The 16846-nt window shown below is 37.1% G+C and carries 11 protein-coding genes; 3 read left to right on the top strand and 8 right to left on the bottom strand.

The features are described 5' to 3' along the window. The first annotated feature begins 140 nt into the window (after positions 1 to 140). Together VB713_RS17040 and VB713_RS17035 are read left to right on the top strand one after the other, a co-directional pair. Positions 141 to 740 carry an aminodeoxychorismate/anthranilate synthase component II gene (locus tag VB713_RS17040; protein ID WP_323312706.1) on the top strand — a complete coding sequence of 200 codons (600 nt, stop codon included), beginning with the start codon at positions 141 to 143 and terminating at the stop codon, positions 738 to 740. Between the two features lie 4 nt (positions 741 to 744). After that, the gene (locus VB713_RS17035; RefSeq protein WP_323312705.1) at positions 745 to 1512 is read left to right on the top strand and encodes an MBL fold metallo-hydrolase; all 768 of its coding nucleotides are present in this window, start codon (positions 745 to 747) and stop codon (positions 1510 to 1512) included. 134 nt (positions 1513 to 1646) lie between these two features. On the opposite strand, the gene VB713_RS17030 is transcribed toward VB713_RS17035, so the two are convergent. Continuing rightward, entirely contained in the window at positions 1647 to 2210 is a 564-nt protein-coding gene (locus VB713_RS17030) for a DUF4347 domain-containing protein (protein WP_323312704.1), read from the bottom strand. 633 nt (positions 2211 to 2843) lie between these two features. Beyond that, on the bottom strand, positions 2844 to 4094 hold the full coding sequence (locus tag VB713_RS17025) for a VCBS repeat-containing protein (RefSeq protein ID WP_323312703.1): 1251 nt from the start codon (positions 4092 to 4094) through the stop codon (positions 2844 to 2846). A 618-nt stretch (positions 4095 to 4712) separates the two neighbouring features. On the opposite strand from VB713_RS17025, the gene VB713_RS17020 reads away from it, so the two are divergent. Next, positions 4713 to 6020, top strand: a complete 1308-nt coding sequence (locus tag VB713_RS17020; RefSeq protein WP_323312702.1) for an aminopeptidase P N-terminal domain-containing protein — start codon at positions 4713 to 4715, stop codon at positions 6018 to 6020. A 75-nt stretch (positions 6021 to 6095) separates the two neighbouring features. On the opposite strand, the gene VB713_RS17015 is transcribed toward VB713_RS17020, so the two are convergent. The 6 genes from VB713_RS17015 to gltX form a co-directional block, all read right to left on the bottom strand. Next, entirely contained in the window at positions 6096 to 6677 is a 582-nt protein-coding gene (locus VB713_RS17015) for a hypothetical protein (RefSeq protein WP_323312701.1), read from the bottom strand. 191 nt (positions 6678 to 6868) lie between these two features. Further along, positions 6869 to 10168 (bottom strand): type ISP restriction/modification enzyme, encoded by a 3300-nt coding sequence (locus VB713_RS17010; protein ID WP_323312700.1) that lies wholly within the window; start codon positions 10166 to 10168, stop codon positions 6869 to 6871. Between the two features lie 47 nt (positions 10169 to 10215). Further along, positions 10216 to 12231, bottom strand: coding sequence for a hypothetical protein (locus tag VB713_RS17005; RefSeq protein ID WP_323312699.1), 2016 nt, complete (start codon positions 12229 to 12231; stop codon positions 10216 to 10218). Positions 12232 to 12358: 127 nt separating this feature from the next. Next, positions 12359 to 14245 carry an ATP-dependent zinc metalloprotease FtsH2 gene (gene ftsH2, locus VB713_RS17000; protein WP_323312698.1) on the bottom strand — a complete coding sequence of 629 codons (1887 nt, stop codon included), beginning with the start codon at positions 14243 to 14245 and terminating at the stop codon, positions 12359 to 12361. Positions 14246 to 14729: 484 nt separating this feature from the next. After that, complete coding sequence (locus tag VB713_RS16995; protein WP_323312697.1) at positions 14730 to 15221, bottom strand: hypothetical protein; 492 nt, start codon at positions 15219 to 15221, stop codon at positions 14730 to 14732. Between the two features lie 149 nt (positions 15222 to 15370). Continuing rightward, a complete protein-coding gene (gltX, locus tag VB713_RS16990; RefSeq protein WP_323312696.1) occupies positions 15371 to 16807 on the bottom strand; it encodes a glutamate--tRNA ligase in 1437 nt (478 codons plus the stop codon). Positions 16808 to 16846: the final 39 nt, after the last annotated feature.

The following is a 16846-nucleotide window of genomic DNA, read 5'->3' as shown; positions in this document are numbered from 1 at the left end:
CTTACCTTCTTAGAAAACTCACATTGTGTCCTATTTGTCAATATTTAGAGGGCTGGATGTAGAAACCCCATCTATTGCTTCGCAGAAGTAAGCTACAACGAAGTAAGATAGGGTAGTTCATAGGGAATTAGGTAAAAATTGTGATTATAGTCATTGATAATTACGATAGCTTTACATACAATTTGGTGCAGTATTTGGGGGAACTAGCCAGAGATTTCCCAGTAGCGGCTGAATTGAAAGTTTTTCGCAACGATAAAATAACTGTAGATGAAATTAGGGATTTAAAGCCCGATGCGATCGTAATTTCTCCTGGGCCAGGTCGTCCAGAAGATGCAGGAATTTCTGTAGATGCGATCGCACAACTAGGATATAGTATTCCTATTTTGGGTGTTTGTTTAGGACATCAAAGTATTGGTCAGGTATTCGGTGGTAAAATCGTTTCTGCACCAGAATTGATGCATGGCAAAACCTCCCAAGTATCTCATACTGGAGTTGGGGTTTTTCAAGGATTAGAAAATCCCATTACCGCCACCAGATATCATAGTTTGGTGATTGACCGCGAAACTTGCCCCGAAGTCTTAGAAATCACCGCTTGGGTGGAAGATGGCACAATTATGGGAGTACAACACCGGAACTATCCTCACATTCAGGGAGTCCAGTTTCATCCAGAGAGTGTACTGACTTCTTCGGGTAAGCAGTTACTGCGGAATTTCCTGGAACAAATACAGACGAGAGTGTGATTAAATGAAACGACGAGAGTTGATGGGCTATGCTGGGGCAGGTTTGGTGACAGCATTAGTGACTAATTTAGGTTCCAATCTTCCAGCTACAGCCCAATCTAGTGGTGTATCAGTTCAGTGGTTGGGTCATACTTGCTTTCTGTTCACTGGTGGGGGTGTGAAAATTCTCGTTAATCCCTTTCGGACTGTCGGCTGTACAGCTGGTTATCGACTCCCCAAAGTTGCAGCTGATTTGGTCTTAATTAGCAGTCAACTGTTAGATGAAGGTGCAGTAGAGGGACTACCAGGAAATCCCAAGCTGATTTATGAACCAGGAGTTTATGAATTTAAAGGTCTTAAATTCCAGGGAATTTCTATAGATCATGACCGCAAAGGTGGCAGACAATTTGGTAAAAATACCGCTTGGAAGTGGAACCAAGAGGGAATTAATATTTTACATTTAGGGGGCGCAGCTGCACCTATTTCCATTGAGCAAAAAATCCTTACAGGTCGTCCCGATGTGGCATTAGTTCCTGTGGGAGGAAGCGCTAAAGCTTATAATGCTGAAGAAGCAAAACAGGCAGTTGCGGTCTTAAATCCAAAATTGGTAATTCCTACCCATTACCGCACCCAAGCAGCAGATGCCGCTAGTTGCGATATTACACCAGTAGATGATTTTTTGGCTTTGATGCCTGGTGTCAATGTGCGCCGGAGTAATGGTGATACTGTGGCTATTAACTCTAAGACTTTAGCGGAAAATACTGAAATTCAGATTTTGAGTTATAAGTTTTAGCTAAATCGAGCAGAGATTTAAGGTTTTGTTTCTCAACCCAACGCTTGAAAATTTTGTAGATGTTGGGTTTCACTGTTGTTTAACTCAACCTACGCATTTACTAGAAAATCGCCGAACTATATGGTAGGCGATTTTCATAAGTTCTCAATTTTTTTATCCCATTTTCCGACTAATGTGGGTGCAAATACTCCCTGATAAGTAGCTAAAGTGTACCCACGAAAAACCAGAGAATTTCTATGATTTTCAGGGATATTAACTTCTAACTCCCAATTTCCCCCCAAAGCTGCATTTCCCGTTTTTGTTGCTGACGCGCTAATGGTTGCGTTGGTAATTTTGTGTAACGTGCTAATAAATTCTTCCCCAGCATCCCCCGCAGCGACTTTACAACCATAGAGTAAAATACTCTGACTTTGCCAACGCTGTAATAAAGCAGCATATTTACTGATGTTGTCTAAATTCAGTTGACTATTTCCTAAATACAAACATCCCGGAGAACCGTGAGAAACGATGTGAATAGCGGTAATTTGGGGATGAGATTGTAAAAATTCAGTAATTTCTACAATTCCATCTCTATTTGGGGAAAGAATAACAGTTTCTACTCCGTCAACAACTCCTGTCTGTAGGGTTTCATAGTCGGAAATTGAGGAATCAATGAAGACAATGGTAGAGACTTGATTGAGTGAATAGTTGTTCAACATATTTATTATTTTTACACCTGATAACAGAATGTAGTTTCCTGTTGTATTGAGACTAGGATTTAGCATTGCTAAACCCCTACGAATCTTAATACAGATAAGCTTAAGCACAACTAAGATAGTAATGGATTTTACCTATAGATAAAACCGTAATTTCTCGGATTTTACGGTTACATCAATCAGTTAGTCCGAGCCAAAATAAAATACCCAAACCTAATCAGGCTGGGCATTAATTATCTTTATAAGTGAAAATATTTTGGGTTTACAGGAAATAAATAAAACATAAATCAATATATTTTTTTGATGAATATTAGGCTACGCAACTACGTATATATATTTAAATTAAGGCAATTCATAAATTGCCTCTACAGCCTGTACCTTTAGGAAACTTCTAACCCCTTCCCGCAAGCGAGGCTACGGTGTACACACAAGTCGGGAAATTCTCTTTTGTGTCATAACATTCCACCCCTAGCCCCTCCCCGCAAGCGAGGAGGGGGACTGGATTTACAGTTAAATTCGGTTTTTAGGGCTGAAAACTCTCTCTGAGTCAGGATGTGTGTACACCGTAGACAATTTTGTGTATAGGTTGGTAATGGGAAGAAACCAATTACCAATTACCTATCACCTATTACCAATTTAAGCTGTATACCACTCTGGAGTCAGTTTATCTGCTTCAGTGACAGGAGCTTCAGTTGCTAGAGTACCATTCATTGTCCAGATGGTGTCTGCACTTGTTTGTTGATCACGCCAGTAGATGTCGGTTTTGCCATCGCCGTTGAAATCGCCAAGGGATGATGTTAAACCTATGCTATTGCTGGGTAAGAAAGCTTCAGAACTTACTTGTGTGCCATTCATCAACCAAGCTGTGTTTGCACCAGTTGTGGCATTGTGCCAGAAGATATCGGTTTTGCCATCGCCGTTGAAATCACCAATGCTGGATGTCCAATCAGCGCCAAGTGTGTTGACAACGCCTTCGGTAACGAAAATACCATTCATTGTCCAAATTTTGTTTTCACCTGTTTGGGAGTTGCGCCATAAGATATCTGTCTTGAAGTCGCCGTTAAAATCGCCCAGGCTAGTTGTCCAGGATGCATCCTGTGATTGTAAGTTATATGGGGTGGCTTGGCTACCATCCATGAACCAAGCGATATTATCACCGGTGGTGTTGTTGCGCCAGAAGATGTCACTCTTGCCGTTACCGTCGAAATCGACAATGGTTGCAGTTAAGGCTACATCTGTGGTTTCGAGAACGGTGGCACTAACTACTGTGGTTCCATCCATTTGCCAAATGGCGTTCTCACCGGTTTGAGTATTATGCCAGAAGATATCGGTTTTGCGATCGCCATTGAAATCCCCAATGTTCGCAGACCAACCTGGATCTACTCTATCTAAGTTCAGGAAACTAGACACTCTTGCGCCATCCATTAGCACAACGACATTCTCACCTGTTTGTTGGTTGCGTAACAAGAAGTCGGTCTTATTATCGCTGTTAAAATCAGCAGTTTCATAACTCCAGGTTGTTAAGTCATATTGACCTAAAGAAGCCTGTTCTATCACTCTTGTACCATCCATCAGGCGAACTAAAATTTCACCTGTTTGCACATTCACCCACAGTTTATCTGTTTTGCCATCACCGTTGAAATCAGGAACAATTGCGGCGCTAGTTAGGTAAGGATTAGGGTTGGGATTGGTGCTACCTACTGGAATTGAGGGTAATGAATCAAGTGGGAAAGGAAATATTGAATCTTCTTGTGATTGAGGTGCGGAACTATTAGGAAGTTGCGTATCAAGAGATGTTGTCAAAGCTTGTGATTTTTCGAGAGATTGTAATCCTGATACTGCTAGTTCTTTTGAATATAATCCTGAGCGAGTTGCTGCTTGAAACATGGTGTGTTTTTATGGGTAATTAATATAAAGTTTTAATTTGTTTACAATAAAGATTCTGTAAACAATAAACATTTGGCTGATTCTTTTTAGCAAATGTCATTATTTAAAGATATATCTCTACTGTTTATAAATTGCTTTTATTAAAAACAAAAATAATATCTTAATAATCAAAATAGATTTTTTATATTGTTTATTAATGTCATTGTTTAATCATAAAATCCTGGTTTTTTGACAATCATGTTGATCGCAGTTCTCAAGGAGTTAAAAACAAATCAAAGATGATGACTAGACATCTCCAAAAATCAAATGTGCGTTTCCTAGAACCGTTGTAGAGACGTTCCATGGAACGTCTCTACATTCTTTTCCACCAGATGTCTACTATATTTGTGAGTGACACTAAAAAATGAGATAAAGTAAAAATTGGCTAAAATAACTGAGATTAGTAACTATAGCGGTTCTCGGTTGAGTGAGATACAAGAACCCCACCCCCAACCCCCTCCCCGCAAGCGATGAGGGGGCTATGATGTATTTCATTCAAGTGCATACCGCTATATTAATAGAAATACTTCTAGTTACTAAAGTAAAAAACAATACTATAAATTCAACAGTAAATTAGCTATGCAAACAGAATATCGGCAACGTCGTGAGCAGTTAATGGCGAAAATAGGTGCTGGTACAGCCATTTTTAGGAGTGCGCCAACGGCGGTGATGCACAATGATGTTGAGTATAATTATCGTCAAGATAGTGATTTCTTTTACTTGACTGGGTTTAATGAGGCTCAAGCTGTAGCGGTGTTAGCACCCCATCACCCAGAACATCGGTTTGTGTTGTTTGTTCAACCCAAGGATAGAGAAAAGGAAGTTTGGAGTGGTTATCGCTGTGGGGTAGATGCAGCGAAGGAATTTTATGGTGCAGATGCAGCTTTTCCAATTGCAGAGTTAGATGAGAAGTTACCCCAATATTTAGAAAAGAGCGATCGCATTTATTATCATCTAGGACGCGATCGCAATTTCAATGACAAAATTCTCAAACATTATCAAAATCTGCTGCGGACTTATCCCAAACGCGGGACAGGGCCAATTGCTATTCAAGATACCATTACTGTCTTGCATAGCATGAGATTGCATAAAAGTGAAACAGAATTAGACATGATGCGAAAAGCGGCAGATATTGCTGTAGAAGCGCACAACCACGCCTTAGAAATTACTGCACCTGGACGTTATGAATACGAAATCCAAGCAGAGATGGAACGTATTTTCCGGTTGCGGGGTGGAATGGGGCCAGCTTATCCTTCCATTGTGGCGGCTGGGAAGAATGCTTGCGTGCTGCATTACATTGAAAATAATTGCCAAATGCAAGAAAACGAACTGCTGCTAATTGATGCAGGTTGCGCCTATAACTACTACAACTCTGATATTACGCGGACATTTCCAGTGGGGGGGAAATTCACCGCAGAACAAAAAGCATTATATGAAATTGTCCTAGAATCACAAAAACAAGCGATCGCACAAGTACAACCAGGAAATGCTTTCTCTGCACCACATAACACAGCCGTGCGCGTCCTCACAGAAGGTTTAGTCGAACTAGGTTTACTCAAAGGTGAAATTGACAAATTAATCGAAGAAGAAAAATATAAACCATTTTATATGCACCGCACCAGTCATTGGTTAGGCTTAGATGTCCATGATGTGGGAGTCTATCAACATGGAGAAAACCCCCAACTTTTACAACCAGGACAAGTTTTAACAATAGAACCAGGACTTTATATAGTTCCCGACACCAAACCCGCAGAAGATCAACCAGAAATTGACCCTCGCTGGTTAGGTATTGGGATTCGCATTGAAGATGATGTCTTAGTCACCGCAGATGGAAATGAGGTATTAACTGCGGGAGTACCTAAAGAAATTGAGGATGTAGAAAGATAATATAAATCCCCGACTTCTAAGGTGAATCTTCAAATTTATTGAGCCGATACAAAAAGAAGTTGAGGATTTGGGTACTTAACTACATCCTTCTACATAACCTACTTCCGGCATTTTACCTGACCTATATCTAGTGACACGCTGACCATCAGTTTCAAAAATAACCCTATAATTTTGGTCAGCTTTATCTTTGGGTATTAAAGTTAAATAATGTCCATTTGGGTTATAAGCATGACCTGTAACTTGAATTTGTCCAGGATAAAGCGCTTTAATTCGTGCTTCTGTATCACCAATTTTTGCCCCTGAAACTGTAGTTACTCTGGGATCATCTATATCAACCCTAGCAATAACATCACTAGTGACATATTTCTGACGACTTTTAACATCATCTTTTGTCACCATAAACGATATATTTTTAAGTTCTCCTTCTCCATGAATATAGTAACATCCATCATTGGGAGAAGCGGAAACATATAAACGAACACCAGCAGCAGCAGCAGCATCAGGAAGATTCATTCCTGCTTTTACCGCACCAATACCATTAATAGTTACTTTTGATTGACTGGTTAATTTTGTCTGTGCAGTCACCATTCCTACTGTGAAGATAGAAGTTGTGAGGGTGATAGCAGCAATAGTGAATAATTTGCTTTTGCTATTCATAGTATTTTTGGAGGTTTGCTATATTTAGATACAATACAAAATCTCTAATTTCGCATTTTTATTTTTTCAAAGAACAAATTAAAGCAGAGGTGACAATGACACTAAGTTTAGTCAGACACCAATTTATTGTATTGCATCCGACCGATAACCGCTATATCGCTTAACCGAACCTACAATTTTATCATGAATATTTACTCAATCGGAAAACTAGGAATTAAAGTATCAATTTCCTGCATTAACCGCAAGGTTTTTGTTAAAGCAAAAACAATTTTTTGATAGTGGATAATTTCATCTTCAGATAATATACGATTGGCATTTTTTCTATCTTTTAACCATTTGTCTAATACTTGATATCCACCAATTTTAAATTCCCATATATGCGAGAGAATATCTGTAAAATAACTCTGTTTATTTATATAAACTCTTTGCAATTCTGAATTATAAGTAACTTCGCTAACTTGATTATCTCCTATTGCTTGGTATGTTGTAGTTAAGGAATTGAGTGTATCAGATTTCATTAAATGTAAATTAACTAATTCTTCTCCTTTTATAGCTAATGAGTTAAACAGTTTTTGATTGCTGGTTAAGGGAAGACGAGGAAAATCTATTTTTAGAAATTCTGCGTATCTAGTGCGATAGGTGGGACTATGAAAAATAGCATAAGCGTAGTAAAATATTTGTTCTGGAGTTGGTATTTTACCAAGTTTTTCTTTGATAGCTTCTAAGAATTTCGGAGATAAGTTAGGAGTTTTTTCTACAAAAAGATTTATTTGTTTATTTTCTGTATTCGGGTAAATGTACAGAGGGAAAACACTTGGTCTACCTCTATTACTAAAAAAACTACGATTATCAACTATTTGATTACAAACCATGAAATGTGTATATTGATTATCTCCTGAAGCTACTTGTCTCATTGCTAATAGTCCCAGGTTATTTTGAGTTAAATTTGTTAAAACCTTTTCTTGCATTCTTCTAAGAATACTATGAAAATATGTGAATCTTGTATCAAATGGTCTATAATATATCGGTTGAATTAAATCATTTTGTATACCATCTTTGATAATCAATAATCGAGATTTAAAAAAATTCCAGTTAGAAGAATCTGCGATTTTATAAATGTCAGCTATATCTTGATCAAGAATTTCAGGATTAGATAATTCTTTGACAAAATCTTTAATTTTATGTTTATCAAAAGCAATTAAAACGTCATCTTTACCAGTTTCTATAACATTGGAATATACTAAAAATATATCCTGAATATTCCAGTAATTTTTATATTCTTTCTCTATATCTAGAGAATAATTTATAGCTGTAAAAAAGTAATTAGGTTCAGTTGGTTCTAACTCTATCCAATCAACATTATTCAAACTTGCATATTCTAAAAACTTATATTTATCTTCACGACTTCCCCACAGATCATAATATAAGACCTTAGCCATTTCCTTAATTCCATCTCTGGATTTATAAGCATTAGAAAAATAATCAGGTTCGCTTTTTTCCCGCACAGCAATTAAAATAGATACACCTTGTTGAATATCAAAAACATTTTGATCAACATTTCCCTCTGGTGTAGTTTCTTTCAATAAGGAATTACCATGTAAATCCATAATATATAAAGTATCAAAATACTTTAATAACTCCTCTCTCATTCCTCGATGAATTAAACCATTGAGATAGGAATGATTAGTAATAAACCCAATAACACCATAACCTTTAGGTGTTTTTTGAATTTGATATTGAGCAAAACGAATAAATTTAATATAATCATCATCTAAAGGTTGAATATTCTTTTCTTTTTCTAATCTAACTCTACCTTTATATAATTCTAAAAGTTCCCCAATATGGGTTAACTCAGTAATCGTTTTACCTGCTTTCCCTGTTTTATAAACTCTATTCCAAACTGAACCAGTATATTCAACATCAGCTAAATATCTTTCATCTTGATTTAAAATTCTTTTGCGTTTACTGGCATTTTGGGAACTAACAGAATAAGGAGGATTTCCTAATACCACCATTACCGGAACTTCTGTTTTCACTTTTCCCGCTTGACTAGATTCTTCAGCAATAATTTGAGTAATACCAGTAATTAAATCACTTTGTTTTATTCCTGCTTCTAATGTATTAGTTAAATAAACTTTTAACCTTTCTTCTGGTTGAAACTTATAACCTAAATCTCCTAATAATAAACCTAATTTTAAATGCGCTATCGTATAAGGAGTCATTAATAACTCAAACCCAAAAAGACGATTGACAAGTTTTGCATCTCTTAAAAAAGTATTCCATTTATCAATTCCATATTTAGCGACATTATCCCGAATTTGCTTGATAACTGCATATAAAAATGTTCCTGTACCTGTTGCAGGATCAAGAATAGTTACTTTGCGATTTCCTAAACCATGTTGTAAATCAAAAATTTCTTCATTCACTAAAATATCATTAACAGCACGCACAATAAAATTAACTACAGGTTCAGGAGTATAATAAACTCCTCTACTTTTTCTTAATGAAGATTGATAAGCAGCTAAAAATGTTTCATAAAAGTGAATAACTGGATCTTCTGTGCGGGTTTCTCTGCCGAATGTTTCTAAAATATTGGTCATGTCAACTGTATTTAATAATTCTACTAAATTTTCAATTGACTTATGAATTTTACTAACGCTATCAGTAGCAATAACTATATCAAATAAACCTTTTAAAAATGGGATTCTATCACTAATATAAATACTTGCTGTTGTGCGGTTAAATGCAAATTGCCCAGGATTTTGTGCATGACCAATTCTAGCAGTAAATAAACCATAAGCAATAGTTTGAGCATACATATCGGCAAAACGCTCATTATCTATATCCAGAATCAATATTTGTTTAAATGTTTCTTTTAATTGATTTAATTCTTCGGTGTTTGTTTCTATATTTAAGGTTGCAAAAATCGCGTTTCTAATAGTTTTGGTATAAGCTGCCATTTCTTTAGCCAAATCATAATAGTTATTAATATCTTTGGCTTTTTGATCAAGAAATAATTGCAGTAATTCTGTAATTGGTTGTAAATCATCAACTAGAATAATTTCAGCTTTTTTAAAATCAGCTAATTTAGCCTTCTTTTCACATTCTCCATCTACATACCAACTAAATTCTAGATAATTAGTTAAAATTAAGTTATAACCAATATTTGATTCTAAATAACGTTTGAGTTGTTCAGTTTTTTCTGTTTTATTTAAATCAACATTAATATCCTTAGCTTCTATATATCCCAAAACTCGGTCATTTTTTCTGATAGTAAAATCAGGAATACCTTCTTGGTTGCCTTTTTCTTCAATTCTGGCATTAATACCAATCATTAAACCTTCAATCAGACTTTTAAGACTAGGATAATGACTGCGTTCTCCACCATGTTTAATATTTTCCTGTAAGTCTTGAATATAGTTATTAAAATCAGTCATAATTAGCAGTAAATTAATATATAATTTTCGTTTGACGATAGCATAAAACACCATAATATCTACTGAAGAGCCATATTAATCTGACGGAAATATTGTAAATTTTATAAATTTAATTTCTTAAATAAAACATTATTCCGCTTTTTAGCATCGCTAATCAGTTTGTCAAAAGATAGTATTTCTCCGTAAGTATTAAGCTGAACATTATAACCAAAGTAACCTTGTAAATCTGGTGTTCGATAATAGGTAGCATTTTCAGCAAATTCTTTAATTTTAGGAGTTATATCACAAATGATATAAGCGTAAAAAGGAGTATTATCCGTTAAATTAACTAACCTACCTTCTTTGTCAGTAAAAGTGCCAGATTTAATTTTTCTAATATAGTTATATACTTGTGCTATTGGATTATCGTTATCTGTGTAAGCTCCACGCATAGGACGCTTGAATTCGATTATAACAACTGATGAATAAGGTTGACTTTCACCCTCAACAAAAGCAATTGGGTTATTCAATATCAGCAAATCTGGCCTTTCGTTACTATCTATTACTAAGTGCTGATCAATACTATTTAAAGGCTGATCTGAAGCTAGAAATTGGTGATATGTTAATTTTTCATCTATAATCCAGAGATTTTGTCTTTCAAATGCAACATCTTCTGATGTTTTTCTTAGAGGGAAAACTATTTCATGTATATGTCGTTCTAATTTATAATTGCCACTGTCATCTTGTTTTAAGTTCTTTTCAAAAAGTTCTAAGATAAGTTTTTTTTGAATAACATATTGTGCTAGTTTAGTTTTACTAACATCACTATATTGCTCAACTAACCGATATAGCCTTTGAGTGTATTCAGGGGATTTATCAAAATCATCAACAATAGAGTTAAGTATTTCTTTTCCTTGCTCTTTTAGTTGAATTTCAAACTGTGATTGAAGTTTATGCAGTTCAATATCGAGTTTAGCTGGTGCTAGTCCTGGAGGAATTTGTTCTAAACTTTCAGTCGCATATTTTAACAGGGGACGATATTCAGGAGCATCATTAAAAATAAACTTTCTAATCTCTTCTTCTTTATTCTCTCTAATAGTTTGTAAAAATGGAAATAATTCTTCCTTGATTATGCACACAGAAGCATTTCTTATTTCCATTAAAGAAATATCACGTAATTCTTCTATTGGAAAATCATCAGGATAGTCAGGTATATTAAAATTGACCCTTTCTGAATTTACACGATTATCAAAATATGAACCATAAATATATGCTAAATATGTAAATGGTTTATTATCTCCATCTCTAATTTTTCTACTCTTAGATAAATCAACTATATATTTATCAAGGGTTTCAGATTTTACTTCCCTGTTATTTGCACAGTAACATAGTTTATGTTCCGAGTTTTCACTACCATAAAACTTCAAGCTTTTAAGATAAAATTTATGTCCAGATAATTCAAATTCATGTTCTTCAGAATTAGGCTGTAGATTATTGGTAAAATAATTATTAATATTGATTGAGTGTCCTCCATCAATTACTTCTATTGAAGGGACTGTATCTAGTAAAAAATATGAAATACAATGATCAAGAATTTTTCTGGCAATATCATTAGCTTCTAGGGGACACTTTGTTCTATAAGGGTTTTGAAAGTCTATTAATTTTACGGTTGTCTCGCATTCAATATTTGATGTATTCAAATTTATATTAAAAGGTTCTTCAACTCCTTTTTCTGTACTGAAAATAAATTCGCGCTTAAAATACTCATCTGCGTTTTTATAAATACTACTAACTGTAATTCTGTTAAAAGCTTTTAGCCATAAAAACCTGCCTATACCTTTTGAGCCTCTTGATAACTTCAAAGTCGAATCAGCGGTAAGAAATGAGCGGTAGTTTCTCTCATCAAAACCTATGCCATTATCTATAATTGTAAAACCTTCTATTGGCGCATAACCACTTTCAGCTATCAACCCTGGTTGAAAATCGCCTCTTTCAATAAATATTTTAATAAATCCATTATTAATTTTAGCATCCTCAATAGCATGAATAGAATTAACTACCGCTTCAAACAGAGGTAGTAAAGGTTTTGAATCAGGTAAGTGAGTGTTTCTAATTCGTCCACTTAAATCAACTTGCATAGGAAACAATTAAACTCATTCATTATAAACTTTAGCATTCAAGGAAGCGATTTACACTTAAACCTATAAATAAAAAAATAGGGACGGCTTTTACCATCCCCATCAATTTCAAATCTAACTAAAAAACTTAGATTTGTGGTACAAACTGTGACTTATCAGGTACAACTGTGTACTCAGCGACAATCTGACGGAACTCTTCACCGTCAATGGTTTCTTTTTCAATCAACAAATCTACCAAACGATCTGTGACACTGCGATGTTCACGGATAATTTTCTTAGCGTTATCGTAACACTCTTCTGCGATCGCTCTGACTTGAGCATCAATCCGAGCAGCAATAGAATCAGAATACTCTGAACGTGTTGTCCAGTCACGACCTAGGAATACTTCTCCCTGTTGGCTTTCTAATGAAAGGGGTCCTAAATCAGACATCCCAAACCTTGTTACCATTTGTCTTGCCATTCCTGACAACTGCTGTAAGTCTCCACCTGCACCAGTGGTCACTTCTGCTGGGCCAAAGATGACTTCTTCAGCAGCACGTCCACCCAAAGCACCAGTAATTCTGGCTTTGAGTTGAGAACGGGTAATTAAACCTTGTTCTTCGTTAGGCATAAACCAGGTTAAACCCTGTGCTTGTCCTCTAGGAATCAGGGTAACTTTCTGTACTGGATCATGGTCTTTTAATAAAGTACCCACTAAAGCGTGTCCGATTTCATGGTAAGCAATCAAGCGTTTGCTCTTGCTGTCTACCAAAGGAGTACCTTCCATACCCGCAACTACCCTATCTACGGCATCATCAATTTCTAAGATGGTAATGCCTTCTTTGCGTCTTCTCGCGGTGAGAATTGCGGCTTCGTTAAGGAGGTTAGCTAAATCTGCACCGGTGAATCCAGGAGTACGACGAGCGATCGCTTCCAAAGATACACTAGGATCTAATTTCTTGTTGCGTGCGTGAACTTCTAAAACTTCTAAACGGCCTTTAATATCAGGTGCGTCTACAGTTACTTGTCTGTCAAAACGACCGGGACGTAATAGCGCAGAATCCAATACATCAGGACGGTTGGTAGCAGCAATAATAATAATGCCTGTATTACCTTCAAAACCATCCATTTCGGTTAATAGCTGGTTGAGAGTTTGTTCTCTCTCATCGTTACCACCACCGATACCTGCACCCCGTTGACGACCTACTGCGTCGATTTCATCAATAAAGATGATACAAGGAGCGTTGTCTTTAGCTTTCTTGAATAAGTCGCGGACACGGGAAGCACCCACACCCACAAACATTTCTACAAACTCAGAACCGGAGATTGAGAAGAAAGGAACACCAGCTTCACCTGCGATCGCTTTTGCTAGTAAAGTCTTACCAGTACCAGGAGGGCCAATTAACAATACACCCTTGGGAATCCGAGCGCCAACAGCGGTGAATCTTTCTGGCTGTTTGAGGAAAGTAACCACTTCTTGTAGTTCTTCTTTCGCTTCCTCAATCCCAGCAACATCATCGAATTTTACCCCAGTTTTCGCTTCCATTTGGAAACGAGCGCGGGACTTACCGAAATTCATCGCTTGTCCAGGGCCACCAGGAAGATTGTTGGAACGACGGAACAAAAAGAATAAACCAGTAATCAATAACACTGGGAACACAAGATTACCCAACAATCCCCAAATTGCCCCATCATTACGCATGGGATGAGCATCAAAACTGACTTTGTGTTCTTTGAGTTTGCTGATTAACTCAGGAGCATTAATAGGTAAATCTACCCGCCAACGTTGAACACGGTTTTCGATATCTTGGTCATTAGCTTCGATAATCGCTGTTCTACCACCGTCGTAAAGATCCACATTGGTCACGCGGTCTGCATCTAAGTATTCTAGAAAGCGACCATAAGTCATGCGAGTATTAGCTGCATTTTTACTTGTGTCCGCAGGAACGTTTGCAAAAGCCCCTTGCCAGAAGAAAAAGCCAATTACCAAAGCAAGCACTGACCAGAGTGCTACGACTTTCCAAGAGAATTTCATCTTTTAATTTACCTCTAGATGCCAATACGACTAATTAGCTTTATTCACCAAATACCCAGTTTCAAAAGTATCAAGTTGTCAACTTCGATCTTTCATTTTTCCGGGATTGGTAAATCTGCTGTGTAACGGATGTTTATAAATCCATTTTGTTTAATTGGATGTCTGATCACCGCTTGGGGATTACCAAAAAGCTATTAAGTGCTTATGGCAGATCCGTCACGCTTATCAAAAATCTTAATTAAAGTTAACTTAATTCTCATTTTAATACAAATACAGGATTGTCGAGACACGGTGAGTTTTTTCACTATCCTTTCCGTGTCCTCAAAATGCGTGAAACCTTTGACAGTTATAGGCTTAGACTCCAAAAAAGCAGATTTTAGATTTTTGGGACTCCTGCTCCAGAAGCTATATATCTGGACAAAACTCCGTCTCTTGTGGATGAAAAAATCCAAAAGCCAAAAGCCAAAATCTAAAATCCGTTGACCTACTTAACTTCTGTAATTTTTAAAGTGTAGGGTAAATATTTGCCTTTTTCGTAGGAACCGACCCAAATTTGGTAAGTCCCTTTCAACCACTCACCCACAATTCCAGGATTTTTACCATGAAAATCATCATTGCACCAAACACCACCAGGGCCTTTAATAATCATGGTGGTGTCCGCTGGACTTTCTATTTGCACTTTTAGGTAATCGAATTTACTTATTAATTTCAGTGTATGATCTGCTGCTTGATCTACAAACCCAGTACAAGGGCCTGTGGGGGTTTCTTTCCCACCTACTTCGCTTGCTCTCACTGAACCACCACTCATCCCCCGCATTTTCAAAGGATCGGGTGAAAATTTGGGTTTGATGGTGATATCTCCGAAAATTGGTGGCGCTTCTTGAGCATTAGCAATATTATCAATAACAGGTATGATGCAGAGTGTAACTATCATCAATGATAATTTGATTCTTATATTGAGCGCTTTTTTAGGCATTGCATTACATTCATTTCTAAGTAATTTTTAAGACATAGATTTTACACACCAAGTTCCCAGAAAGATGAGGGGGCAGGGAGCAGGGAGCAGGGAGCAAGGGAAGATGATTGTTACCAATTACCAATTACCCATTACCCACTACCCATTACCTAATTAATTGCTTGATTTAACCGAGGTTTATCTAAACCGATCTGATTTAGTAATAGCCATGATTGGATGAGATCAGGTCCATGTACATCTCCTGTTAAGGCGGCTCTGAGCGATCGCATGACTAAGCCTTTTTTGACTTTTTGCTCTTTCACCACTTGCTTAATTATATTTTGCGCCGTATCTGCTGACATTTGTGGCTCATTTTCCAAAGCTGTCATGATAGCTTGCAGTGTCGCTTTTACCCCTTCTTGCTGGAGTTGAGCAGAACCTTCTTCGCTAAATTCTACCCCTTCGGTAAAAAATATTTTGCTCATGGCTACAGCATCCACCAAGCGAGTTAAACTTTCCCTAATTAATGTCACTAGTTCTTCTAACCAAGGACGTTCTCTGCCACCTGTAAATTCATACCCAGCAGCTTCCCAGAAAGGTATGAGCAAATCGGTGAGTTTATCTACTGCCATGATATGGACATATTGACTATTCAACCAATCCAATTTGTCCCAGTCGAATTTAGCCCCGGCTTTATTAACACGCTCAAAGGTAAACTCTTTAGCAGCTGTGTCCAATGTAAAAATTTCTTGGGTTGAATCTGGAGCCGACCAACCAAGCAAGGTCATATAATTAACCAGACCTTCAGCAGTAAAACCCATATTCTGAAAGTCAGAAATAGAAGTTACTCCATCTCGCTTGGAAAGTTTGCGCCCTTCTTGATTCAAAATTAGTGGTGTATGGGCAAATTCAGGAATTTTTGCACCTAAAGCTTCATATAACAGCAGTTGTTTAGCTGTATTGGCGATATGGTCTTCTCCGCGAATAACATGACTAATTTGCATATCAATGTCATCGACAACGACGACGAAGTTATACAGTGGTTGACCAGTACCTTCAGTAGCAGCACGAGCAATGACGATATCACCACCCAAATCACTACCACGCCAACTCATGTGACCCCTTACTAAGTCATTCCAGACTATTTCCCGTCCGTCGTCAATTTTGAATCGAATTACAGCGGAACGTCCTTCGGCTTCAAACGCTGCTCGTTGTTCTGGGGTGAGGTTGCGGTGACGGTTATCGTAGCGAGGAGCTTCGTTTCTGGCTTTTTGTCTTTCTCGCAGTGCATCTAGTTCTTCAGATGTGGTGTAGCAACGATAGGCTAATCCCTGTTCTAGGAGTTTTTCGACTGCTTCTTTATAAATATCTAGGCGTTGAGATTGAAAAAACGGACCTTCATCCCAGTTCAATCCCAGCCAGCGTAACCCTGACATAATATTATCAGTGTATTCGGGGCGCGATCGCTCTAAATCTGTGTCTTCAATTCTCAGAATAAACTTCCCGCCGTGGTGACGGGCGAATAAATAATTGAATACAGCAGTTCTGGCTGTACCAATATGTAAATTTCCAGTTGGACTCGGAGCAATACGAACTCTAACACTCACAGTTAATTCTCTCTTTCACACAACAAAACAATTAGGGGC

The sequence above is a fragment of the Anabaena cylindrica UHCC 0172 genome, assembly GCF_034931625.1.
GTDB classification, from domain to species: domain Bacteria; phylum Cyanobacteriota; class Cyanobacteriia; order Cyanobacteriales; family Nostocaceae; genus Anabaena; species Anabaena cylindrica_A.
Note: the sequence above shows the minus strand (reverse complement) of the source record. Positions and strands in the feature narration are given on the sequence as shown.

Excerpts from the sequence above, each read along its gene's own strand:
- VB713_RS17035 (WP_323312705.1), top strand. The coding sequence starts at position 745 with ATGAAACGACGAGAGTTGATGGGCTATGCTGGGGCAGGTTTGGTGACA.
- VB713_RS17030 (WP_323312704.1), bottom strand. The coding sequence starts at position 2,210 with ATGTTGAACAACTATTCACTCAATCAAGTCTCTACCATTGTCTTCATT.
- VB713_RS17025 (WP_323312703.1), bottom strand. The coding sequence starts at position 4,094 with ATGTTTCAAGCAGCAACTCGCTCAGGATTATATTCAAAAGAACTAGCA.
- VB713_RS17020 (WP_323312702.1), top strand. The coding sequence starts at position 4,713 with ATGCAAACAGAATATCGGCAACGTCGTGAGCAGTTAATGGCGAAAATA.
- VB713_RS17015 (WP_323312701.1), bottom strand. The coding sequence starts at position 6,677 with ATGAATAGCAAAAGCAAATTATTCACTATTGCTGCTATCACCCTCACA.
- VB713_RS17010 (WP_323312700.1), bottom strand. The coding sequence starts at position 10,168 with ATGGTGTTTTATGCTATCGTCAAACGAAAATTATATATTAATTTACTG.
- VB713_RS17005 (WP_323312699.1), bottom strand. The coding sequence starts at position 12,231 with ATGCAAGTTGATTTAAGTGGACGAATTAGAAACACTCACTTACCTGAT.
- ftsH2 (WP_323312698.1), bottom strand. The coding sequence starts at position 14,245 with ATGAAATTCTCTTGGAAAGTCGTAGCACTCTGGTCAGTGCTTGCTTTG.
- VB713_RS16995 (WP_323312697.1), bottom strand. The coding sequence starts at position 15,221 with ATGCCTAAAAAAGCGCTCAATATAAGAATCAAATTATCATTGATGATA.